This is a genomic window from Actinomadura sp. 9N407 (assembly GCF_044326315.1).
Classification (GTDB): domain Bacteria; phylum Actinomycetota; class Actinomycetes; order Streptosporangiales; family Streptosporangiaceae; genus Spirillospora.
Genome location: NZ_JBIRAW010000013.1, coordinates 1 through 23331, shown reverse-complemented (window position 1 = coordinate 23331; position 23331 = coordinate 1). Strand labels below are relative to the sequence as shown.

Annotated in this window: 19 protein-coding genes; 12 read left to right on the top strand and 7 right to left on the bottom strand. The window is 71.3% G+C overall.

What is annotated here, in order from left to right:
* Positions 1–7 precede the first annotated feature (7 nt).
* On the top strand, positions 8–1570 hold the full coding sequence (locus ACH34Q_RS21590) for a pyruvate, phosphate dikinase (protein ID WP_395984804.1): 1563 nt from the start codon (positions 8–10) through the stop codon (positions 1568–1570).
* A 68-nt stretch (positions 1571–1638) separates the two neighbouring features.
* Here the strand turns inward: ACH34Q_RS21590 and ACH34Q_RS21585 are convergent, their stop codons facing one another.
* Complete coding sequence (locus tag ACH34Q_RS21585; protein WP_395984803.1) at positions 1639–2694, bottom strand: class I SAM-dependent methyltransferase; 1056 nt, start codon at positions 2692–2694, stop codon at positions 1639–1641.
* 230 nt (positions 2695–2924) lie between these two features.
* Between ACH34Q_RS21585 and ACH34Q_RS21580 the strand changes: the two genes are divergently transcribed.
* Positions 2925–3425 (top strand): hypothetical protein, encoded by a 501-nt coding sequence (locus ACH34Q_RS21580; RefSeq protein ID WP_395984802.1) that lies wholly within the window; start codon positions 2925–2927, stop codon positions 3423–3425.
* A gap of 70 nt (positions 3426–3495) precedes the next feature.
* Here ACH34Q_RS21580 and ACH34Q_RS21575 read toward each other — a convergent pair whose 3' ends face one another.
* Together ACH34Q_RS21575 and ACH34Q_RS21570 are read right to left on the bottom strand one after the other, a co-directional pair.
* A complete protein-coding gene (locus ACH34Q_RS21575) occupies positions 3496–6582 on the bottom strand; it encodes a BTAD domain-containing putative transcriptional regulator (protein ID WP_395984801.1) in 3087 nt (1028 codons plus the stop codon).
* 197 nt (positions 6583–6779) lie between these two features.
* A complete protein-coding gene (locus tag ACH34Q_RS21570) occupies positions 6780–7472 on the bottom strand; it encodes a helix-turn-helix transcriptional regulator (RefSeq protein ID WP_395984800.1) in 693 nt (230 codons plus the stop codon).
* 110 nt (positions 7473–7582) lie between these two features.
* On the opposite strand from ACH34Q_RS21570, the gene ACH34Q_RS21565 reads away from it, so the two are divergent.
* The 6 genes from ACH34Q_RS21565 to ACH34Q_RS21540 all read left to right on the top strand — a co-directional run bounded on the left by ACH34Q_RS21565 (position 7583) and on the right by ACH34Q_RS21540 (position 13591).
* Entirely contained in the window at positions 7583–8017 is a 435-nt protein-coding gene (locus ACH34Q_RS21565) for a DoxX family membrane protein (RefSeq protein WP_395984799.1), read from the top strand.
* 150 nt (positions 8018–8167) lie between these two features.
* Positions 8168–8965, top strand: coding sequence for an SAM-dependent methyltransferase (locus ACH34Q_RS21560; RefSeq protein ID WP_395984798.1), 798 nt, complete (start codon positions 8168–8170; stop codon positions 8963–8965).
* A gap of 272 nt (positions 8966–9237) precedes the next feature.
* Positions 9238–10845, top strand: a complete 1608-nt coding sequence (locus ACH34Q_RS21555; RefSeq protein WP_395984797.1) for a ferric reductase-like transmembrane domain-containing protein — start codon at positions 9238–9240, stop codon at positions 10843–10845.
* A 48-nt stretch (positions 10846–10893) separates the two neighbouring features.
* Entirely contained in the window at positions 10894–11388 is a 495-nt protein-coding gene (locus tag ACH34Q_RS21550) for an FMN-binding protein (protein WP_395984796.1), read from the top strand.
* Positions 11389–11399: 11 nt separating this feature from the next.
* The gene (locus tag ACH34Q_RS21545) at positions 11400–12230 is read left to right on the top strand and encodes an FAD:protein FMN transferase (protein WP_395984795.1); all 831 of its coding nucleotides are present in this window, start codon (positions 11400–11402) and stop codon (positions 12228–12230) included.
* A 161-nt stretch (positions 12231–12391) separates the two neighbouring features.
* Complete coding sequence (locus ACH34Q_RS21540) at positions 12392–13591, top strand: cysteine desulfurase-like protein (RefSeq protein WP_395984794.1); 1200 nt, start codon at positions 12392–12394, stop codon at positions 13589–13591.
* A gap of 50 nt (positions 13592–13641) precedes the next feature.
* Here the strand turns inward: ACH34Q_RS21540 and ACH34Q_RS21535 are convergent, their stop codons facing one another.
* Together ACH34Q_RS21535 and ACH34Q_RS21530 are read right to left on the bottom strand one after the other, a co-directional pair.
* Entirely contained in the window at positions 13642–14304 is a 663-nt protein-coding gene (locus tag ACH34Q_RS21535; RefSeq protein ID WP_395984793.1) for a Fic family protein, read from the bottom strand.
* A complete protein-coding gene (locus tag ACH34Q_RS21530) occupies positions 14304–15044 on the bottom strand; it encodes a hypothetical protein (protein ID WP_395984792.1) in 741 nt (246 codons plus the stop codon). Before ACH34Q_RS21530 ends, ACH34Q_RS21535 begins: the two co-directional genes overlap by 1 nt.
* A gap of 132 nt (positions 15045–15176) precedes the next feature.
* Here ACH34Q_RS21530 and ACH34Q_RS21525 point away from each other — a divergent pair, with 132 nt between their 5' ends.
* Positions 15177–15473, top strand: coding sequence for a hypothetical protein (locus ACH34Q_RS21525; RefSeq protein ID WP_395984791.1), 297 nt, complete (start codon positions 15177–15179; stop codon positions 15471–15473).
* A gap of 68 nt (positions 15474–15541) precedes the next feature.
* Here ACH34Q_RS21525 and ACH34Q_RS21520 read toward each other — a convergent pair whose 3' ends face one another.
* Positions 15542–16411 carry an alpha/beta fold hydrolase gene (locus ACH34Q_RS21520; protein WP_395984790.1) on the bottom strand — a complete coding sequence of 290 codons (870 nt, stop codon included), beginning with the start codon at positions 16409–16411 and terminating at the stop codon, positions 15542–15544.
* Positions 16412–16592: 181 nt separating this feature from the next.
* Between ACH34Q_RS21520 and ACH34Q_RS21515 the strand changes: the two genes are divergently transcribed.
* Complete coding sequence (locus ACH34Q_RS21515; protein WP_395984789.1) at positions 16593–19805, top strand: BTAD domain-containing putative transcriptional regulator; 3213 nt, start codon at positions 16593–16595, stop codon at positions 19803–19805.
* Here ACH34Q_RS21515 and ACH34Q_RS21510 read toward each other — a convergent pair.
* Positions 19798–20733 (bottom strand): sigma-70 family RNA polymerase sigma factor, encoded by a 936-nt coding sequence (locus ACH34Q_RS21510; RefSeq protein WP_395984788.1) that lies wholly within the window; start codon positions 20731–20733, stop codon positions 19798–19800. The two genes, ACH34Q_RS21515 and ACH34Q_RS21510, sit on opposite strands and share 8 nt — an antisense overlap.
* A gap of 197 nt (positions 20734–20930) precedes the next feature.
* Between ACH34Q_RS21510 and ACH34Q_RS21505 the strand changes: the two genes are divergently transcribed.
* Together ACH34Q_RS21505 and ACH34Q_RS21500 are read left to right on the top strand one after the other, a co-directional pair.
* A complete protein-coding gene (locus ACH34Q_RS21505; protein ID WP_395984787.1) occupies positions 20931–21575 on the top strand; it encodes a TetR/AcrR family transcriptional regulator in 645 nt (214 codons plus the stop codon).
* Between the two features lie 122 nt (positions 21576–21697).
* Complete coding sequence (locus ACH34Q_RS21500; protein WP_395984786.1) at positions 21698–23305, top strand: right-handed parallel beta-helix repeat-containing protein; 1608 nt, start codon at positions 21698–21700, stop codon at positions 23303–23305.
* The last annotated feature ends 26 nt before the right edge of the window (positions 23306–23331 follow it).

Below are 23331 nucleotides of genomic sequence, written 5' to 3'. Positions count from 1 at the left end.
GAAATCGATGACCTGGATTCACCCGCTCTCGCCGGCGGTCGAGGAGACATCGAACGAGGAAACGCCGAGCGTTCTTGGCGGCAAAGGGCACGGCCTCGTCGTATTGCGGCGTCTCGAACTCCCTGTACCCCCGGGATTCGTCATCAGCACGGCGGCCTGCCGCGCCTTCCTCCGTGCCGGCCGGTTTCCCGATGGCCTCACCGCCGAACTGGCGGCTGCCGTCTCCACTCTCCAGACCACCACGCGACGGCGGCTCGGCGGTCCAGAACGCCCGCTCGCGGTGTCCGTCCGCTCAGGCGGCAGCGTGTCGATGCCCGGCATGATGGACACGATCCTCAACCTCGGCCTCACCACCGCGACCACGGCACAACTCGCGGCCGATACAGGGGACGTGCGGTTCGCGCTCGACTCGCGCCTGCGCTTCCTCACCGGCTACGCCTCCGCGGTCATCGGCCTGGCACCGGAAATGCTGGAAGCCGCCACGCGCGAGGAGAAGAACCCCACCGATGCGATCCGCGCCGTTGAGGCCCTCATCCGCGAACGAGCCGGCGAACCCGTCCCGGACGACCCGATGCGGCAATTGGAAGCGGCGATCAGGTCCGTGTTCTCATCGTGGGACACACCGCGCGCCAGGACCTACCGCGAACTGAACGGCATCCCGCACGACCTCGGGACGGCCGTCACCGTACAGGCCATGGTGTTCGGGAATCGCGACGACCGCAGCGGCACCGGCGTCGCTTTCAGCCGCGATCCCAACACCGGTGAACGCGCTCCGTTCGGGGAGGTCCTTTTCGGCCGCCAGGGCGAAGACGTCGTCTCCGGAAGGTCGATGACCCGGCCGCTACCCGAATTGGCCGAACGGGAACCGGCAGTGTGGGCAGGCCTCCTGCAAGCCATGAACCGGATCGAGGAGCACTACCGCGACGCGTGCTACGTGGAGTTCACCTACGAGTCCGGCGAACTGTGGCTCCTGCAGGTCCGAACCGGCGGTCTCGTCGGGCGCGCAGCCGTCCGCGTCGCCGTCGACCTGGCCGACGAGGGCGTCATCAGCCGCCGCGAGGCGCTCCTCCGGGTCTCGCCGAAGGATCTCCAGTACACCGACACGCCGCGAATAGAGATCTCCGAGTCCCTCGACATCCTCACCCGAGGGCTGGGCGCCTGCCCAGGGGTCGCGACCGGCAGGGTGGCGACCACGGCCGATCAGGCGGCCCGGATGGCGGCCGATGGCCCGGTCGTCCTGGTACGGCCACAGACATCCCCACTCGACATGCACGGTCTGGCCGCCGCAGCAGGGATCCTCACGGCCAGTGGCGGGCCCGCCAGCCACGCCGCCGTCGTCGCGCGAGCCATGGGCAAGCCCGCCGTCGTGGGGGCCGCGGACCTCACCGTCGACGCCGCCTCGGCCTGTGTACGAGTCGCAGGCCGTACCGTCCCGGAAGGCACCCTCATCACCATCGACGGAACCGGCGGAGAGGTCGCCATCGGCACCCCCCGCATCGTCACCGCACCCCCTGACCCTCACCTGCACCGCCTACGCGAATGGGCCGACGCCACCCTCACCGACCGTTGACTCGTGGCGTGTTCGCCTGCTTGCAGCTCTGGAAGGGCGAACACGCCACGAGTCAACCTGCGGGGCGGTTAGGGACGGGCCTCGTACACGATGTTGAACGGCGTGTCGGCGACGCGGCGGAAGCGCGTGAAGCCGGCCTCGGTGACGAGCCGGCGGATCGGCTGCTCACCGGCCTGCGCCCCGAGCGAGTAGCCCCCGTCCTGGGAGAGCGCGTTGGGAACGCACAGGAAGGTGGAGAAGGAGTAGTAGACCCGGCCGACCGGGTTGAGGTTGTCGGCGGTGCTGTCCCCGGCGAACGGCTCGACGATCATCCAGGTGCCGTCCGGCGCCAGTGACTCGCGGATGTGCCGGGCGGCGTCGCGCGGGTCGCCCATGTCGTGCAGGCAGTCGAACGTCGTGACCAGGTCGTACGGTCCGCCGGTGAAGGTCTGGGAGGAGGCGACCTCGAAGACCGTCCGGCCGGCGCAGCCCGCGTCGGCGGCCCGCGAGCGTGCCTGGACGACCGAGCCCTCGTGGTAGTCCGAGCCCGTGAACTCCGAGCGCGGGTAGGCGTTGGCCATGATGATGGTGGAGGCGCCCAGCCCGCAGCCGACGTCCGCGACCCGGCCGCCGGTCTTCAGCTTGGCCTCGACGCCGTCCAGGGCCGGCAGCCATTGGGGGATCAGACCCGCGCTGTACCCGGGCCGGAAGAACCGCTCGCAGCCGCTGAACACCCCGGCGTCATGCTCGTGCCAGCCGAACCCGTCGCCCGTACGGAACGCCTCGGTGATCTGCGGCTCTGCGCGCAGCGCCGCGACGGCGAGCTCGAAGGCGCCCGGCATGAACAGCGGCCCGTCGGGGTCGGTCAGCGCGAAGGCCTGCTCGGCGGAGAGCGAGTAGGTCTCCGAGTCCTGGTCGTACTCGACGTACCCGCCGGCGGCCTGCCCCCGCAGCCATTCCTCGACGTAACGCGGGGCGGTTCCGGTGCGCTGGGCGAGTTCCTCCGGACGCTGCGGCTTGTCGGCCAGCGCCTTGTAGAGGCCGAGCCGGTCGCCCACGACGATGCTCCCGGCCGCCATCACCGCACCGAGGTCGCCGACGAAGCGCTGCAGGAAGTCGTTGAGCCTGTTCTGATCGATGTCCATCGAACCTTCTCCCCGAAGTTGACGATTGATTCCTTTCTAGGCGGGGCCTGTTGCCGCCCGGTTGCCACCGGGCGGCCGCCCAGATCGTCATGCGATCTCGAACGGCAACCGGCGGGCAACCGGCGCTCGGTACGAATGGATTCCACCCGTCACGAGCGACCACAGAACTCATGGCGCAGGAACGCATGACACAGGAACGAATGGCACAGGAACTCGTGATATAGGAACTCGTGGCGCAGAAACTCGTGGCGCAGAAACTCTTGGGGAGAGCGATGACCAGAGGTCAAGGAGCCGGCCCGTACGACCAGGGCGGGCAATATTTTCAGCACCCGCAGCATTCCCAGCACCCGCAGCCGGCGGGCCCGCCTCAGCAGTGGGCGCCGCCCCCGCGGAAGCGCCGCAAGACGGGCCAGACAATCGTCCTTTCTCTGCTGGCCGCCGGCATTTCCGCTATGGCCGTGGCGGGCTGGATGGCGAGCAAGAGCTCCCCGGATATGGCCGCCGTGGGCGATTGCGTCGCCCGCGACGGCGACTCGAACATCCGGATCGTCGACTGTACGGATCCCAAGCGGCAGTACGAGGTCGTCGGCAAGGTGCCGGACAAGACGCAGGTCCAGTTCAGCATCAGTTCGCGCACCATCTGCAAGGCCTACCCCCAGGCGAAGACCGCTTTCTGGAAGGGCGAATCCGGAGGGGACGGCTACGTCCTCTGCCTTGCCCCTGTCAAGTAGGGCCTTTCACGTAGGGCCTTTCACGTAGGGCCTTTCACGTAGGGCCTTTCACGTAGGGCCTTCGCTGTCGCTAACAGAGGTCCGGCAACCGGTGCAGGAGGCCATCGATGTCCGGGGCGTGCGGCGGGTCGGACGAATCGAGGGGGTCGGACGGCTCGAACGGGTCATAGGGGTCGGACAGGCCGCAGGGACCGGGGCCGGCATTCGATAGGGCGGGCATTCGCGCGCGGGTCGCCTCCAGTGCCGGCCGCTCGGCGGGTGGCACTGGAGCGCCGATCGCCGTCCGGACGGTTCGGGCCGCCCGCAAGGACTCGGCGGCCAGCGGCAGGTCACCGATCATGGCGACGCATCGGGCGAGGGCCTCCAGAACGCTCGCCTGCCGCCAGCGGTCGCCCAGTTCCGTGTGCAGCCGCAGGCTGACGGCGAGCCTGCCCAGGGCGTCGCGCGGGCGCCGCCGGTCGAGATCGACCAGCGCGAGGAGGTTCTCCGCCCAGGCGATGCCTTCCTTGAACCGCAGTTCCCGGAACTCCGCGAGGGCCTGTTCCAGCCGGTCCGACGCTCCGGCCTGGTCGCCGGTGTAATACGCCGCCGCGCCGAGGTCCAGCCGGCACCAGGCGAGCCGTTCCTTGTCGCCGACCTGGACGAGGAGTTCGCGGGCCCGGCCGGACCAGCGGACCGTGGCCGCGAAGTCGCCCGACAGCCAGGACGCGAAGCCCAGCAGTTGCAGCGCGTGCCCGGCGGCCCAGCGGTCGTCCGCCGCCTCGGCGAAGGCCAGTGCCTCCCGGCACAGCTCGATGGAACGGCCGTAGTCGCCCAGTTCCCGGGTGACGGAGGCCAGGAGCGACTTCGACCGCGCGACGCCTTCCGCGTCGCCGGTCTTCTGGCTCTCCTCCAGGGCGCACTCTGCGAGCCCGATCGCCTCCTGGTAGTCGCATTCGAGGGCCGCGAGCTTGGCCGCCGCCCAGCAGGCCTTCGCGTACACCGCCGGCGAGATGCCCGGACCGTACGCGGCGAGCGCCTGCCTCAGCCAGTCGCGGCCCTCGCTGTAGCGGCCGCGCAGGTAGTGGTAGCGCCACAGCGCCGACGCCAGGCGCAGCGCCGCCTCCGGTTCCGCCGCCGTCAGCCAGGCCATGGCGGCCCTCAGATCGTCATGGTGGTCGGGAAGCCGCTCCATGAGCGAGCCGAGCTCCGGTCCCTGGAGGCGCGGCTCGATCTCCTCGGCGCGCTTGAGGAAATGGCGGGCGTGGTCCCGGCCCGCCTGCCGGAACTCGTCCGGATCGTCGGCGAGCCGCGCGACGGCGTACTCCCGGATCGTCTCGGGGAGCCGGTAGCGCATGCCCGCCGCCGTGGGGACGACCTTGAGCAGCGACTTGTCGGCGAGGCGGCCCAGCACCGACAGCATCGGCAGGCCCGGCCACACGGCCTCGGCGGCCTGCCGGGTGAACCTGCCGGGGAACACGCTGACCCGCCGGAGCGCGCCGCGTTCCTCCTCGGCGAGCAGACCGTAGCTCCACGCCACCGTCGTGAGCAGGGCGCGGTGCTGGGGCCGTACGGACAGCGGGCCGTCGGCGAGCACCGCGAACCGGTCGCGCATGTAGCGGGCCGTCTCGGGCAGCGACAGCAGGCCCGCCCTGCCCGCCGCCAGTTCGATGGCCAGCGGTAGCCCTTCGCATCGCGCGCAGATCGTGGCCACGGCACGGGCGTCCTGCGGGGACAGCCTTTCCACCGCCTCGATGCGGGCCCGTTCGGCGAACAGCGTGACGGCGTCGTGGCCGGTCAGGTCCTCGGCGGTACGTACCGTCCCGGGATCCGGCACGCCCAGCGGCGGTACGGCCCACGGCACCTCGCCCGGCACCCGCAGGACCTCCTGGCTGGTGGCCAGGATCGTGAGATGCCGGCCGCTGGTGAGCAGCCGGTGGGCCAGCCGGGCGCACGCGCCGACGAGATGCTCGCAGTTGTCGAGCACGATGAGGATCCGGTCGTGGGCGACCCGCTGGATCAGGCCGTCGATGATCGGCTCGGCGGACCGCTCGCGTACGCCCAGGGCCTCGGCCACCGCCGCGGTGACGAGCCCGCCGTCGCGCAGCACGGCCAGGTCCACGAACGCGACCTCGCCGAAGTCCCCCGCGACGGCCTTGGCCACCTCGACCGCGAGCCGGGTCTTGCCGCTGCCACCCAGCCCGGTCAGCGTCACCAGCCGTGCCGAGCCGAGCCGCTCGGCCACGCTCGCGATGTCCCGGTCGCGCCCGATGAGCGCGTTCAGCGGCTGCGGCAGCGCGGGCGGCTCCACGGCGGGCACCGTCCGCGGCGCTGTCCCGGGCGCGGTCGTGGGGGCCGTCCGCCCGTTCCCCTCTCCTCGCAGGATCGCGGCCTCGGCGTTGCGCAGGCCCTCTCCCGGTTCGGTCCCCAGCGCGTCCACGAGGGTCCGGCGAGCCCGCTGGTACGCCTCCAGCGCCTCGCCCGTACGGCCGCCGGCCTGGAGGGCGACCATGAGCAGGGACCAGAACCGTTCGCGCAGCGGATGCAGCGCCACCAGCCGTTCCAGCTCGCCGACCGCACCGTCCGGCGTTCCGGCCGCCACCAGCGCGGCGTACATGCCCTCCTGGGCGTCGAGCCGGCGCTCTTCCAGATAGGCGACCTCGGCGGCCGCCCAGCCGTACACGGTGCAGTCGGCCAGCGCGTCGGCGCGCCAGAGCGCGAGCCCGGCCCGGTAGGCCCGCGCCGCCTGCGCGAACCGGCCCTGCTCGGCGTGCCGCCTGCCCTCGGCGGCGAACTCCTCGAAGCGCGCCAGGTCGACGTGAACGTGGTCGGCGGCGAGCAGGTACCCGGGCTCGCGCCGCTGGATCAGCCGTTCGGCCTGGCTTCCGGTGAGCGGCGCGCCCAGCTTGGCGATGTGGCTGTGCAGCGTCCGTACGGCCGTGGGCGGTGCGTCCTGTCCCCACAGGCCCTCCACCAGCCGGTCCACCGTCACGACCTTGCCCGGCCTGAGCGCCAGCAGCCCGAGCAGGCTGCGGCGCCGCTTGGGCAACGGCACCGCCTCACCGCCGCGGCGTACCCGCAGCGGCCCGAGCACATCGATCGCCGTGTGAGGCGCGGTGGAAAGCCCGCCTGGCGGCCGTGCCTCCCGCACGCCGAGCCGCGTGGAGTCCATGGTCATGCGATCTCCCCCTGATCGGCGGGAGAGGTCCGTCCCCGTTCAGGACCTGATACCGCCAAGCCGGATGATGCGTTGCCACCGTGTGGGCGAGCGTGTGACAGGCATTCCTAGACACCGACGCTGGTCCGCGACCTCGTGTTCGCTACCTCCGGCACATTGGGCCGAGTCGGGACAATCACCTCTTACTGAAATCGGCCTTACCGGGGTGGCGCTTCGAGGCGTACGCAGCAGCGGCCGGGGTCGGGGTCCAGGCGGGCGGTCAGGCCGGTGGCGGTGAGGCCGTCGAGGATCCCGCCGAGCAGGCACAGGTTCATGCCGCACACCAGTTCGGTGTGCTGCTGCGCCAGCGTGTGGAACGGGCAGTTGCCGAGGACGATCGCGCCCTCCTCGTCGCGCGGCTCGAACCCGAAGTCCTCCAGCGTCCGCATCGCGGCGTCCCGGCCGTCCTCGTCCGGGTGGGCGTCGCGTGCCGCCTGGCCGATATCGCCGCCCAGCTCGCGAGCGAGCCGGTCGACCACCCGGCGGGGTGCCTCGCCGGTGTCGCCGGCCTCCTGGATCGCGGTCGCCAGCAGCCGGCCGGCGAGCTCGTACCGCCGGTCGGGCAGCGACACCGCGATCTGCTCCGCGGCGCGCCGGTAGAGCTTGGACGGCCGGCCGGCGCCGGGTCCGGTACGGCCGGTACGGCGCTCGTACACGACCTCGAGCAGCCCCTCGTTCGCGAGCCGGTCCAGATGGAACACCACCGTGCTGCGCGACATCCCGAGCGCGTCGGCGGCCTCGTCGCGGCTCACCGGCGCGGGCCGCCGGGCCACGAAGTCGTACAGCCGGCGCCGGGTCGGCTCGTCGAGGGCGGCGACGGCCGACACGTGCGAGGTCGAGGATCCGTCCATCTCTGAGAACCTCCATCTCTAAAAACTATTTCTATTGAAGAAATCTCCGCTACGTTCTAACGTCAACAGTAGTCGTTGTTAGAAGGTCGTCGTTAGAAGGAGGGACTCTCATGGCTTCGCGGTCATCCACCGCCACGCAGGGCCCGGGCGTGCTGTCCGACCCCGGGTATCAGGCGTTCCTGATGCTCCGGACGGTGTTCACCGTCGCCCCCATCCTGTTCGGGCTGGACAAGTTCACCGGCCTGCTCACCGAGTGGCCGCAGTACCTGGCCCCCTGGATCGACGATCTCGTCCCCGGAACCGCGCAGCAGGCGATGTACGCGGTGGGCGTGATCGAGATCGTGGCCGGTATCGCGGTGGCGCTGGCGCCCCGGTTCGGCGGCCTGCTGGTGGCCGCGTGGCTGGCCGGGATCATCCTCAACCTGCTCACCATCCCGGACTTCTTCGATGTCGCGCTGCGCGACTTCGGGCTGCTGATCGCCGCCGTGGCGCTGGCCCGGCTGGCGGTACGGTACGGCCCCGCGCACCGCGACCGGGCCGCCTGACGTTCCTGGTTCGCCTGACATTCCCGGGCCGTTCTCGGGCCGCCGGTGCCGGCCACCGGCGGCCGGAAGCGGCACCCGTCATTGCGCACGGGATCGGAACCGGCGAAGGTGAACGGGAGTAGCCCGCATCCCCCGCACAGGAGCCTGGCCATGGCCGACGCCAATTCCGAACTCGCCTCCCGGCTGCGGTCCGAGATCCCGCACGCGGCACGGATGTGGAACTACTGGATGGGCGGCAAGGACAACTACGACTCCGACCGCGCCGCGGGCGACGCCGTGGCCGAGGTGTATCCGGAGATCGCCGTCATGGCGCGGGAGTCACGGCGGTTCCTCATCCGGGTCGTGCGCTTCCTGGCCGCCGAGGCCGGCGTGCGGCAGTTCCTGGACGTCGGGACGGGCCTGCCCACCATGGAGAACACCCATGAGGTGGCCCAGCGGATCGCGCCCGAATCCCGCGTCGTCTACGTGGACAACGACCCCCTGGTGCTGGTGCACGCGCGCGCCTTGCTGGCCAACTCCTCCTCCGAGGGGCTGACCACCTACCTGCACGCCGACTACCACGACCCCGGCAGGATCATCGAAGAGGCCGCCGCCGTCCTGGATCTCGACCGGCCGGTGGCGGTGATGTTCATGGGCGTCCTCGGCTACGAGCCCGGCCTGGACGTGATGCGCTCCATCGTCGGGCGGATGATGGGCGCCGCCGCGTCCGGCAGCCACCTGGTGCTGTGGGACGGCACCGCCACCGGCGAAGCCGTCGCCGAGGGCGCCGACAAGCTCGTGGAGAGCGGGGGCGTGCCGTACATCCTCCGCAGCCCCGCGCAGCTCGCCGAGTGCTTCGAGGGACTGGAGACGCTGGAGCCCGGCATGGTGCCGATCACCCAGTGGCGCCCGGACAGCGCCGGCGAGAAGCCGATCGACGCCTACGGCGCCGTGGCCCGCAAGCCCTGACCGCCTGACGCGTCACTCTCGCCCCTCCCCTGCTGGTCGGCACGACGTCCAGTCGGCGCGGCGTCCGGTCGGCCCGGCTGCCGGTCGGCACGACCTGTGCGCGGCACGGCTTGCGGGTGGATGTGCCGTGCCGTGAACCCGATGTCCGCGCTGGACCGTACAACGTGCTGTCAAGCCCGGGTGGGCACGTTCGTGCTCGGGACGCGTCCGGTGGAGGAGGTTCGCGTGCACGCAGGAAAGACGGTTCCCACAACCGACCACTGCGGGCTCTGATGGACGACGCTCTGAGACCGGGCGGGTCGTCCTCACTGTTCGACAGTCGCGGCCCTGGTGAGCCGCGCGAGCGTTCCGGTGGCGAGGCGTACGGCAGCTCATGGGACCAGCGCCGGACGGCCGTACGCGAGGCCCCTGACCTGTCATGGCCGCCACGGAACGCGGACTCGCAGCGCCCCGTACGTCCGGAGAACCGGACGGCGCCCCTGGTGGCCGACCGGTCCGGCGGCCCGCGCTACGCCCGGCACGCGGCGGCACCCGAGTGGTCGGCGCCCGAGCGGCGGGACGCTCCGGCGGCGCGGATCGCGGGCAACCGGCTACTGGTGATCATGCTGTTCTGGTCGCTGCTGGCCACCAGCGTCGCGCTGTGGGCGTTCGGGACGCCGCCCAGCGCGCTCAGCGAGCCCGCCGAGATCATCACCGCCGTCGGGCGGGTCACCGGGCTGATCGGCGGATACCTGCTGCTGGTGCAGATCCTGATGATGAGCCGGGTCGCATGGCTGGAGATCTGGGTCGGCGGCCACGATCTGATGCGCTGGCACCGGAGGCTGGGCGCGTACCTGCTGGTGATGGTGCTGGCACACGCCGGCTACATCACGGTGGGCTACGCGATGACCGAGAACGTCACCGTGGTGGAGGAGACGGCCACCCTGTACGGGACCCTCACCACCGCGTTCGCCGCCGCCGGGATCCTGGTGGCGGTCAGCGCGATGGCGATCCGCGGCCTGCGCCGCCGGCTGCCGTACGAGCTGTGGCACCTGCTGCACCTGGCCGGCTACGCGGTCCTGATCCTCGGGTACGGGCACCAGTTCACCGAGGGGACCGAGCTCTCCCAGGACGGCTTCGGCCGCTGGTTCTGGATGGGCCTGTACGCCCTGGTGATCGCGTGCCTGTTCTGGGGCCGGGTCGTCGAGCCCGTGTGGTTCAACCTGCGGCACCGGCTCCAGGTCATCGACGTGGTGTCCGAGTCGGAGACGATGTTCTCGATCTATATCGGCGGGAACCGGCTCGACCGGCTGGAGGCACAGGCCGGGCAGTACTTCCGCTGGCGGTTCCTGGCCGGCGGGAGCTGGTGGCAGTCCCACCCGTTCTCGCTGTCGGCGGCGCCCAACCCGCAGTGGCTGCGGCTGACCGTGAACGCGGTCGGCGGCCACACGACCGAGCTGAGCCGCATGCGGCCCGGGACCCGGGTGCTCGCCGCCGGTCCCTCGGGCACGTTCACCGCCGGCCACCGGACCCGCGCGCAGGCGCTGCTGATCGCCGGTGGCAGCGGGATCGCCCCGATCCGGGCCCTGATGGACGAGCTCCCCCACGGAACCGTGGTCATCTACCGCGCGGGCGACACCGGCGACCTCGTCTTCCGTGACGAACTGCGCGGGCTCGCCCACCGGCGCGGTTTCGAGCTGCGGTACGTGCTGGGCTCGCGCGACGAGCCGGGACCGCAGCGCCTGTTCACCCCCGGGGGACTGCGGGAGCTGGTCCCCGACGTACGGCACCGCGACGTCTACCTGTGCGGACCGGCCGGCATGGTCGAGGCCGCGACCGCCACCCTGCGCCGCCTGCGCGTGCGCCGCCGCCAGATCCACCTGGACCCGTTCGAGTTCTGACCCCCGTGGACCCATCCACCCGTGAACCCACTCACCTGGAGGTACGTGATGCGCCGAACCACCGCGGCCCTCGCCGGCACGCTGACCGGAGCCGCCCTGATCCTCGCCGCCAAGTTCGGCGCGGACGCCACGTTCGAGGCCAACGCCGCCGGCGCGAACCAGGCCGCCGGCGGGACCGGCGAACTCGAACCGGCGCCCAGCGCGTCCCGTACACCCGGGCGCGTCAAACCCCAGACCAGCGGCCGGAGCACGCCGGCGAGCGGGCTGAAGGACGGGCTCTTCCGCGGCCAGACCTCGGTCAACCAGCACGGTCCCATCCAGGTCAGCATCCGGGTGGCCGACGGCCGGATCACCGGCGTCGCCGCCAGGCACGCCACCACCCCGGCCAAGACCCTGCAGGTCAACAGGCGGGCCATCCCCGTCCTCCGGCAACAGGCCCTGTCCGCGCAGAGCGCCCGAGTCGACACCGTGTCCGGCGCCACCTACACCTCCGGCTCGTTCGCCACCTCGCTGCAGTCGGCGCTGGCGGCGGCCAGAGCCTGATCAGGGGAAACGTGCACCACATCGAGAACGTGATGGGAACGGCGGTCACCATCGACATCGCCGACCTGCTCCCCCGCGACACCCTGACCGACCTGGTCGAACGGACGTGCGCCTGGCTGCACGAGGTGGACAGGCGCTTCAGCACGTACCGTGACGACAGCGAGATCAACCGGCTCGACGGCGGCGACCTGTCCCTCGACCAGTGCTCGCCGGACACCCGCGCCGTCCTGGACGCCTGCGAGGCCCTGCGCCGCAGGACCGACGGCTACTTCGACGCGCGGGCGACCGGACGGCTCGACCCGTCCGGGTACGTCAAGGGCTGGTCGGTCGAGGTCGCCTCACGACTGCTCGCGCGGGCCGGATCGTTCAACCACTGCGTCAACGCCGGCGGCGACGTCCGCAGCCGGGGCCGTCCGGCGCTCGGCGGGGCCTGGCGCGTCGGGATCCGCCACCCCTGGGAACACGACCGGACGGCCTGGGTCCTGGCCTGCACCGACCTGGCCGTCGCCACGTCCGGTACGTACGAGCGCGGCCTGCATGTGATCGACCCGCACTCCGGTGAGGCGGCCGGCGCCCTGCGGTCGGTCACCGTCACCGGCCCCGACCTGGCCATCGCCGACGCGTACGCCACCGCCGCGCTGGCCATGGGAACGGACGGCCTGCTCTGGCTCGCCCGGCTGGCCGACTCCGGATACGAGTCGGCCGCCATCACCAGCGACGGCCACGCCTACACCTCCGACGGCCTCCCCATACTCATCGAACCCGTGCCCGTCGAACCCGTACCCGTCGACCCCGTACACACCGAACCCGTACACATCGAAGAGCCCGCCGCGCTCGCCTGAAAGGACGGCTCCATGCACAGGTTGTTCTTCACGCTCATCACCATGGCCCTGCTCACCGGCCTCGGCACGGCCGTCGCGATCAGCGTCACCGGCACGCCCCCCAGCTCCGCCACCGGAAGCCCCTGAACGGTCACGGCCAGCCGGAATGGCAGACTTCGGGCATGAGCTATGACGTCGCCGCCGTCCGCGCGCGGTTCCCCGCCCTGAAGGCAGGCTTCGCCCACTTCGACGGGCCCGGCGGCACGCAGACACCGCTCCCCGTCATCGACGCCATCGCCGGCGCCCTGGCGAACCCGCTGGCCAACCGGGGCGGCAACACCGCCGGTGAACGCAACGCGGAGAAGATCGTCACCGACGCCCGCCAGGCCATGGCGGACCTGCTCGGCGCTCCCGCGACCGGAATCGTCTTCGGCCGCAGCGCCACCCAGCTGGCGTACGACTTCTCCCGTACCCTCGCCAAGACCTGGGGCCCGGGCGACGAGGTCGTCGTCACCCGCCTGGACCACGACTCCAACATCCGTCCCTGGATCCAGGCCGCCGAGCAGGCCGGCGCCACCGTCCGCTGGGCCGATTTCGACCCCGCGACCGGCGAACTGTCCCCGGACGCGATCCGCGCGGTCCTGTCCGACCGCACCCGCCTGGTCGCGATCACCGCCGCGTCCAACCTGCTCGGTACCCGCCCCCCGATCGCCGAGATCTCCCGCTCCGTCCACGAGGCCGGAGCCCTCCTCTACGTCGACGGCGTCCACTACACCGCGCACGCCTCCGTGGACATCGAGCGAATGGGCGCCGACTTCTTCGCCTGCTCCCCGTACAAATTCCTCGGCCCCCACATGGGTGTCCTCGCGAGCCGTCCCGAACTCCTGGAAACCCTGCGGCCCGACAAACTGCTGGCGTCGACGAACGCCGTCCCCGAGCGCTTCGAATTCGGCACCCTCCCCTATGAACTCCTCGCCGGCACCCGCGCCGCGGTCGATTTCCTCGCCGACCTGGGCCCCCGGAAGGGTGAACGCCGCGAGAGGCTGCTCGCCGCGTTCACGACCCTGGAAGAGCACGAGGACTCTCTGCGGCTCCGGATCGAGAAAGGGCTGGCCGCGTTCGACCGGATCACCGTCCATTCGCGGGCCGCCGAACGTACCCCGACGCTCCTTCTCACCATCGAAGGCCACAGCACCGCCGACGCCTACAGCTTCCTCGCCGAACGCGGCATCGACGCGCCGGCAGGCTCCTTCTACGCGATCGAGGCGTCCCGCCGCCTCGGCCTGGGCGACACCGGAGGACTCCGCGTAGGCCTGGCCCCGTACAACAACACGGAGGACGTAGACCGCCTCCTCCAGGGCCTATCAGACTTCATGGCCTAGCGGACTTCCTCCAGCAACACTCCTGACCGCTAAGGCCTCACGGCTCCCCGTCATCCGGCACCGGGGAATCGTGGTGGCGTCCGCTCGCACCGCCGTTGGGTGGCCTGGATCAGGACGGCGACCAGCCCGGCGAATTCCAGCGCTCCTTCGCCGTCATCGGCGCTTCGGCGGAGACGCTGGATCGGGCCGACCTGGTCCAGGACGACACCTGAGCGGGCGAGGACGAAGGTGAGCGCCAGCAGCGCGGCACGGGCGTTGCCGTCGTCGAAGGGATGGAAGAAGCACACGTCCAGATAGGCGCGAGCAGCCCGGGCGGGCAGCGGAACGGCCGGGTCCCTGGCCTCTACGAGGCATTCATCGAACTGCCGCCGGGTCTCGCCGTCCAGCCCGTAACGCTCCCGCCCTCCCTTGGCGAAAGCAGGTCCCGTCCGGAAGGCCGGATCCTCGATTCCCAGGACGTGGCTCTGCCACCGGCACATGGTGGCGAAGTCGAGGGTACGAGCGTGGGATACATCGGAACGGACGGCGTCCAGAGCCGAGAGAAGGCGGCGGGCACGGTCCGGTTCACGGTCGAATTCGACCGTGCGGACGAAATGGGCCGCGCCGTCACGGACCCCGGCGACCTTGGCATTCGTGTCCGGCCGCGGATCGTTGACGCATTCCCAGGGCACCTGTCGGCGCGTCCGGCGCCAAAGGGCCAGATGGTCGGGCATCAAGCCTCATCAGCCAGTGGCTCGGACAGTGACTCCGACAGCGACTCGGTCAGTGACTCGGCCAGCCGTTCCGCCACGTCCGCGACAGCGACCCGCGACGGCTCGATCCAACTCTCGAAGCGGCCGTCGATCGCCTCGTCCACGAGTTGTGCGGCCCGGTGGCGAGGGACGTCCCAGCGCGTGAGGAACCACGTCAGGACCAGTCGGCAGTGGCCGTACCACGCGTCTCCCGCGCCGGTCCGGTCCACCACCACGGTCACCAGGTGCGCGGCGCCCCGTTCCCAGACGAGCCGGCGGTCCTCCTCGGGTCCGCCGATGTCGAGCGGGAACCGTTCGAAGCGTTCCGCCAGGTCCTCCAGCCAGTCCCGCCATTCCACCAGCGACGCGACCACCCGTGTCAGGGTCTCCGCCGGAGTGGTGATCGAGTCGCGCGGGCAGCACCAGGACCCCACCGGGCCGCCACCGAGACCGCCCTCATCGAGCGCCCACCGCCACCCCAGCGCCCATCGGCCGTACCGTTCGGCCAGCGCCCGGGTCATCTCCTCCACCCACGCCTGCCCTGCCTGATGACTCCAGGCGATGACCGTCGAGTCCGCGGCCGGCCCGGCCGGACGGGAGGGCACCCGCGACGCGGGACCAAGTCCGGCGACCACCTCGGCGGCCCGTACCGCGTCGAACGGGTGACGCTGCGGATCGACTTCGTCCCACGTCAGGGAGTAAGGCAAGAGTTCGTGCACCACTCCCCGAACATGGCACATCACCTCCACCCTCTCCACCGGTTTGTCCAGCGCCGATATCCGGCAAGGGCCCCTTTCTGAGCTCCAGTGCGCAAAGAGGCAACGTCTCTGGATGGTCGCGAGAAGATGGCCGGTATGGGCGACGCAGAGCGGGCGATGTTCGCGGACGAGCTGGAGATGCGCGGGTCGCCGTTGTGCGACTGCGGTGGAGCCGGGCAGGCCGTCGGCTCCACGACAGGGGTCCCGGTCGCGCATCATTGCGGGTGCGCCGCGGTACGCGCGTCGGCGATCGTACGCCGGGCCGCGTCGGTCACCCGGCATGCGCGCGAGTGCGGGTGCTCGGAGGCCGACCGGGCCGCCGCCCTGTTCTGGGAACGCGAGTTCGCCGCCGCCCGTCCCGGCGCGCGAACCCCCGGCCGCGGCGCCTGCTGACGGACGTCGCGGTCAGGGGATCGGGATGTTCGCGCCGGGATCGATGAGCCACGGAATGGCGGACGCGATCAGCGGGCCATCAGGGTACGGAGGGCGGTGGAGATCTCGTCCGGGGCTTCCTCCGCCATGAAGTGTCCGCAGGTGACGGTGGCGTGGTGCAGGTCGGACGCCCATTCGCGCCAGCGGGCGGCGGCGTCGAAGCCGAGCGCGGCGCCCCAGTCCTGCTGGAGGACGGTGACGGGCATGCCGAGGCGGTTGCCGGCGGTACGGTCGGCCTCGTCGTGCTCGATGTCGACGCCGGCCGAGGCGCGGTAGTCGGCGACGATCGACGGTACGGCCTCGCGGGACGCCTTCAGGTACGCGGCGCGGACGTCGGCGGGAATGGCGGCGGGGTCGCTCGCCCAGATGTCCAGGAAGTGCCCGAAGAACGCGTCGGCGCTCGCGCTGATCATCTGTTCGGCCAGGCCGGGCGGCTGGGCCATCAGGTAGAGGTGGAACCCCACGGCGGCGGACGCGCCGTGCATCACGTCCCACATGTCCAGCGTGGGCAGCACGTCCAGGCTCGCCAGGTGGGTGATCGTTCCGGGGTGGTCGAGGCCGGCGCGGATGGTGACCAGGGCGCCGCGGTCGTGGCCGGCGAGGGCGAACCGCTCGTGGCCGAGAGAACGGGCCACGGCGACGACGTCGGCGGCCATGGTGCGCTTGGAGTAGGTGTCCCCGTCACCGGCGGGCTTGTCGCTGTCGCCGTATCCGCGCAGGTCAGGAGCGATGACGGTGTGATCGGCGGCCAGGTCGGCGGCGACGTGGCGCCACATCAGGTGGGTCTGCGGGAAGCCGTGCAGCAGCACGATCGGGGGTCCCGAGCCGCCGACGGCGGTGTTGAGCGCCACTCCCGGCGCGACGGTGATCTTCTCGTAGGTGAATCCTTCGATCTTCATGTCCCCAGCTTGGATCCGCCCGGTCAGCAGCGGATCAGCACAGAGCCAGCCAAGCACGGAGTCAGCCAAGCACGGCGTCAACCAAGCACGGCGTCAGGTGCACGGCGACAGGCGGCACGGGGTCAGCCAGCACGCGGTCAGGTAGCACGGAGTCAGCGGCGCGGGGCCATAGATTGAGGGCATGGCGGGGGTGTCGTTCAACGTGCTCGGGCCCTTGGAGGCGACCGCGGGCGGGGAGCCGCTGGACCTCAAGGGGCCGCGGCATCGGGCCGTGCTGGCGCGGCTGCTGATCGCCGGTGGCCGGGTCGTCCCGCTCGCCCGGCTGATCGATGATCTCTGGGACGATCCGCCGGCGGGCGCGGCGGGGGCCGTCCAGACCTTCGTGGCCGCGCTGCGGCGGGCCCTGGAGCCGGACCGCCCGCCCCGCGCCCCGGCACGGCTGCTGGTGTCGGTCGCGCCGGGGTACGCGTTGCGCACCGAGCCCGAGGCAGTGGACGCCTGGCGCTTCGAGGCGGGGGTACGGGACGCCGCCCGGCTGCTGGCCGAGGGCCGGGCCGCCCAGGCGCTGGCCCGGCTGGACGAGGGACTGCGCTCGTGGCGCGGCCCGGCCTACGCGCAGTTCGCCGAAGAGGATTGGGCCCGCGGCAAGATCGCCCGCCTGGACGGGCTGCGCCTACTGGCCGTGGAACGCCGGGCCGAGGCGGTGCTCGCGCTGGGCCGTCCCGCCGAGGCCGCTGTCGACCTCGAGGCGCATGTCACCGGCCATCCGCTGCGCGAGGACGCCTGGCGCCTGCTGGCCCTGGCCCTCTACCGGACGGACCGCCAGGGCGACGCGCTGGGCGTCCTGCGCCGCGCCCGGCAGATCCTCCGCGAGGAACTGGGCGTCGATCCCGGCCCCGAACTGCGCCGCCTGGAAGCCGACATCCTCGCCCAAGCCCCCCACCTGCATCCCGTCCCGCAACCGGCCACGACCGAACGGCGGTTGGTGGGCCGTGACCGCGAACTCGCCGAGCTGGAACACACTCGTGAACGCCTCGCGCTGATCTCCGGCGACGCCGGAATGGGCAAGACCACGCTGGCCGAGGCATTGTCGTCCAGCCTCGCCTCCCAAGGCTGGACGGTCGCCTGGGGCCGTTCACCTGAGGAGGGTGCCCCCGCCGGATGGCCCTGGACCGAGATGCTCGGCACCCTCACGGCGGCCGGCTTCGAGGCCACGCCGTCCACCGGGGACGACCGGTTCAGTGCCCACCGGGCGATCGCCGCGTTCGTGGCCGAGGTCGCGCGGGAGGCACCACTGCTGCTGGTCTTCGACGACCTGCACTGGGCAGGTGAGGAGACCCTGTCGCTGCTGACCTCCCTAGTCACCTCGCTGGATTCCGTGCCCGATCTGGGACGGGTGCTGATCGTCGCCACGTTCCGCGACACCGAGATCCCCGACGGCCTGGCCGCCGCGCTGGGACGGCTCGCGCGCGCCGAACCCGTCCGGCTCCGGCTCGGTGGCCTGCCCGCGAACGCCGTCGAAGCCCTCGTCCGTACGACCGCGGGCGAGCCCGTCGACGCCCGCGCCACCCGGACGATCCAGGAACGCAGCGGCGGCAACCCGTTCTTCGTCCGGGAACTCGCGCGGCTGCTCCGCGCCGAGGGCCAGGCGGCGCTGTCAGCCGTTCCAGCAGGTGTACGGGACGTCATCCGGCACCGCCTCGCCAAACTCCCGGAACAGGCCCGCACGACCCTGCGCCTGGCCGCGGTGATCGGCCAGGACTTCGACCTGGACGTCCTGGCCGCACTGGAGGGCGACGTCCTCGACGCCGTCGACGCCGCGCTCTCGGCGGGCTTCATCATCGAACGAGACGGCGGCAGCCTGGAACAGGACAGCACAGGACGGGACGGCCTGGCCTTCGCGCACGCGCTGGTACGGGAGACCCTGTACGCGGACCTGTCCGGCCCGCGCCGCGCGCGCCGGCACGCCGAGGTCGCCGAAGTCCTGGAACGGCTGCGTCCGGCCGATATCGAGGCGATCGCCCACCACCTCCTCAAATCCGGGCAGGCGAGCAAGTCCGGGGAGGCGAGCGCGAAGACCGTCCGGTACGTCCGAATGGCCGCGGAACGGGCCGAGCAGCGCTTCGCCCCGCACGAGGCGGCCCGGCTGTGGCACGCCGCGATCCACGCCCACGACGGCACCGAAGATCACGACGGTACGGAACAGCGCCTGGACCTGGTGATGGGCCTCGTACGGGCCCTGGCGGTGACCGGCGACCTGGACGGCGCGCGCCGGCACCGCGCGGCCGCGATCACCACGGCCGGATCGCTGCCCGATCCGCAGGCCGCCGCGGAGATCATCGGCGCGTTCACCACCCCGGCGAACTGGCCGCGCAACGACGACGAGCAACTGTCCCGCCTGATCGTCGACGTCACCACCCGTACCCTCGCCGCCCTGCCCCCGTCCACCGATCCGGCAAGCGAACGGGCCCGCGCACGCCTCCTCGGCACGATCGCCATGGAAACGCGCGGCGGCACGCAGGACCACGGCCGCGAGGCCGCCCGCAAGGCGGAAGAGATCGCGCGCCGCCTGGACGACCCCGCCCTGCTCGCCTTCGCCCTCAACGGACGCTTCCTGCACACCTTCGAGCGGACCGGCCTGGCCCCGGAACGCGCCGGGCTCGGAGCCGACCTGATCGAGCTGTCCCGGCGCCACCACCTGGTGGTCTTCGAGGTGCTCGGCCACCTGATCATGATCCAGTCCCGTTCCGCACTGGCCGACTTCGCCTCGGCGGACGAGCACGCGGCGGCCGCCACCCGCCTCGCCGAACGCCACGACGTACCGCTCGTGGCCGTCTTCACCGGCTGGTACGGCGCTCTCAAGACCGCCGTCGCGGGAAGGCCCGCCGAGCCCGCGTACCGGCAGGCCGCCGCACGCCTCACCGGATCAGGCATGCCCGGCATGGAAGAGGGCCTGCTCCCCCTCGCCCTCCTCTGCCTGCGCCTCCAAGGAGCCGCCGCCCCCACGGAAATCGGCGACCTGGGCCCGTACGAACCCTGGGCCCGCCCCCTCACACTCCTCGCCACCGGACAACGCGAAGACGCCGCAAAAGCCCTGCACGACCTCCCCGAGTCCCCGTGCGACCTGCTCCTGGAGGTACGCCTGTGCCTGGCGGCCATCGCCGCCATCGACCTCGGCGACCGCACCACGATGGAACGCCTCTACGATGACCTGCTCCCCGCCGCCGGCGAACTGGCCGGCGCCGGCAGCGGCGTCCTCACCCTCCGCCCTGTGGCCGCATACCTGGCCGACCTGGCCACCGCCCTCAACCGCACCCCCGCCGCCACCCAGCACCACGACCAAGCCCGAGCGATAGCCGAACAAGCCGCGTCCACCGCCGCAGAGGTCAGGTGAGGAGGTCGGCCAGGGCTCGGGTGCGAGCCGGGTGGCGGAGTTTGAGCATTCCCTTGGACTCGATCTGGCGGATGCGCTCGCGCGTCACCCCGTACCTCTTGCCGATCTCGTCGAGGGTCTTGGGCTCGCCGTCGTCGAGGCCGTAGCGCAGGGCGATGACGCCCGCCTCGCGTTCGGTCAGGGTCTCCAGCGCGACGTCCAGCTGGCCGCGCAGGAGTGAGGAGGCGACCGTGTCGGACGGGTCGGGCGCGTCGTCCTTGATGAGATCGCCCAGCTCGCCGCCGCCGCCGTCGTCGCCTACATGGGTGTGCAGGGAGATCGGCTCGCGGGCGTAGCGCAGCAGCTGCTCGACCTTCTCGGGGGTCAGGTCGAGCTCGGCCGCGAGTTCCGCGGGGGTGATCTCCCTGCCGAGTTCCTGGGTCATGGTGCGCTTCGTACGGGTCACGCGGTTGAGGACCTCGACCACGTGCGAGGGGATGCGGATCGTCCGGCTCTGGTCGGCCAGCGCGCGGCCGACCGCCTGCTTGATCCACCAGGTGGCGTACGTGGAGAACTTCAGCCCGCGCCGGTGGTCGAACTTGTCCACCGCGCGCATCATGCCGATGGTGCCCTCCTGGACCAGGTCGAGGAGGGGCAGCGCGCCGGTGGCGGCGTAGCGCTTGGCGATGGAGACGACCAGCCGCAGGTTGGCCTCGACCATGTGGTCCTTGGCGCGGCGGCCGTCGGCGGCGAGCCGGGTGAGCTCGCGCCGTTCCGCCGTGGTGAGCGCCTCGCCCTCGCCCTCGCCCTCGGCGTCGAGCCGTGCCTGGGCGAGCGTGCCGGCCTCGATGCGCTCGCCCAGTTCCACCTCCTGGTTCGCGGTCAGAAGCGGGGTGCGCCCGATCCGCCTGAGGTAGTCCTTCACCGGGTCTCCGGCGGAGAGGGTCATGGGGGTCCTGCGGACGGTATGGGCCTGGCGGGCGGTAGCGGTCAAAGAGCTCCCCTTCCTCGGTGGTGCTTCCTTCGCGGCGTCTTCTGTGGCGGTGTCTCGGTCGCAGTGTCTCGGTCGCGGTGTGACCTAAACTTAGGTCACACCTAAAAATATGTCAAGCGTGATTTTAGGTCGAATCTATGTATGCTGGTCGGATGAGCGAGCAGGCGGTCGGCCTCCGGGCCATGAAGAAGCGGCAGACCAGGGAGAACATCTCCCACCAGGCGACCCGGCTGTTCCTGGAGCGGGGCTTCGACCGGGTGACGATCGCCGACGTCGCGGCGGCCTCGCAGGTGGCCAAGATGACGGTGACCAACTACTTCCCGCGCAAGGAGGACCTCGCGCTCGATCTGCAGGACGTCTTCGTGAACTCGCTGGCCCGTACGGTCCGGGAGCGGAGGGCGGGCGAGTCCGCGCTGGCCGCGCTGCGCCGCGCCTACCTGGACGCGGTGGCCCGGCACGATCCGGTGATCGGGTTCTCCGGTGCCGAGTTCGCCCGGATGCTCACCGGTAGTACGGCACTGGTGGCGCGGTTGCGGGAGTTCCATGACGAGCGCGAGGTCGCACTGGCCGGCGCGCTGGCCGAGGAGACGGGTGCCGGGCCCGACGACATCGCGCCCCGGGTGGCGGCGGCGCAGCTGGGCGGCGTCCACCGGCTGCTGTTCGACGAGACGCTGCGCCGTACGATCGCGGGCCGGCCGAACGAGGAGATCGCGGCGGCTCTGACCGGGCAGGTCGGCACCGCTTTCGATCTCCTGGCGCCCTCCCTGGGCGGCTACGCGGTCCGTCCCGCCGGCTGACGTTCCGGTACGGGCGGGGCGGGTCGGCCTTATGTGGGCGGCTGGCCTTATGTGGCCATCTGGCCTTATGTGGACGTCTGCGGGCCCTGGGCAGCGAACGCGAATTGGGTTCATATTCCCCCATGACGGATCCACGCCTGTCCCGTGCCGCAACCGTCGCGCTCGCCTTCGTCGTCGCGCTCGGCCTGATGGCGGCCCCGGCCTTCGCCCATGAGGAACGGCCCGTCACCTTCCCGGCCGGTACGGGCAAGGTGCCCACGTACCGCCAGCCGCTGTCCTCCCCGCGCCTGGTGGTCTGCAAGCCCGATTCGGCCGAACGAATCGCGGCGTACACCGGCTGGCTGCGCACCATGAACGAGCGGCTGCTGGCGGAATGCGGCTACGAGCACATCCAGGCCGCGGTGAACGCCGTCGAGAAGCGCGGGACGACGATCTACGTCCTGCCCGGGAAGTACCGCGAGGAGCCCAGCCGGGCCGCGCCGAGCCCCGAATGCGCCGCGCTGGGCAACAGGCACGCGCTCAGCTACGCCGAGCAGTACAGCTGCCCGAACCTCCAGCAGTTGGTCGCGATCTTCGGGGACCGGACGCCCGGGGACGCGAGCCCGGTATGCGACAGCGTGCGCTGCGACCTGCAACTCGAAGGCACGGGCAAGGAGATGACCGACGTCATCCTGGAGGGCGGCTACAAGGAGGACGGCACCTGGGCCAAGCTGAACGGGATCCGCTCGGACCGCGCCGACGGCTTCTACCTGCGCAACATCACCGCCCAGCTGTTCGAGTTCAACTCCGTGTACGTCCTGGAGCAGGACGGGTTCGTCATCGACCGGGCGCTCGGCCGCTGGAACGAGGAGTACGGGTTCCTCACCTTCGCCAGCGACCACGGTCTCTACACCGACTGCGAGGCCCACGGCAACGGCGACGCCGGGCTCTATCCGGGTTCGGCCTCACCGCTCAACGGGCGCCGCCATTCCATCGAGATCCAGCGCTGCGACTCGCACCACAACGCGCTGGGCTATTCGGGTACGGCCGGGGACTCGGTGTACGCCCACGACAACACGTTCCATCACAACTCGGCCGGCGTCTCGATGGACAGCGCGTTCCCGGGCCATCCCGGACTGCCGCAGAACCACGCGACGTTCGAGAACAACCTGATCTACAGCAACAACGAGAACTACTACGGCAACATCTGGGACGGCACCTGCAAGAAGAAGCCGCGCGATCGCGGCCATGAGCAGGGCCTGGTGTGTCCGGCACCGCCGATCCCGGTCGGTACGGGCCTGCTGCTCGGCGGCGGGAACGACAACAACTACACGGGCAACCGGCTGTACGACAACTGGCGCCACGGCTTCCGGCAGATCTGGGTGCCCGCCCCGATCCGCGGCGAGAACGACCTGCTGAAGTTCCGCGACACGTCGCACCGCAACCGCTACACCGGCAACGCCTTCGGGATCACCCCGCAGGGCGCCGAGCAGCCCAACGGCCTGGACGTCTGGTGGGACGAGCAGGGCGACGGCAACTGCTGGCAGCAGAACACGTCCTCGTGGGGGACGGTGAAGTCGGACCCGGCCAAGCTGCCCAACTGCGACCGGCCCTCCGGCTGGACGTTCAACTCCCTCCTCGGCAACCTCGGCAAGGTCTTCTCCGGGCTGCCGTGCTCGGAGTACGGCCGCGACAAGCCGAGGCCGCAGGGCTGCGACTGGTTCGACACCCCGCAACGCCCGTCCCGTTGACTCGTGGCGTGTTCGCCCTTCTGCGA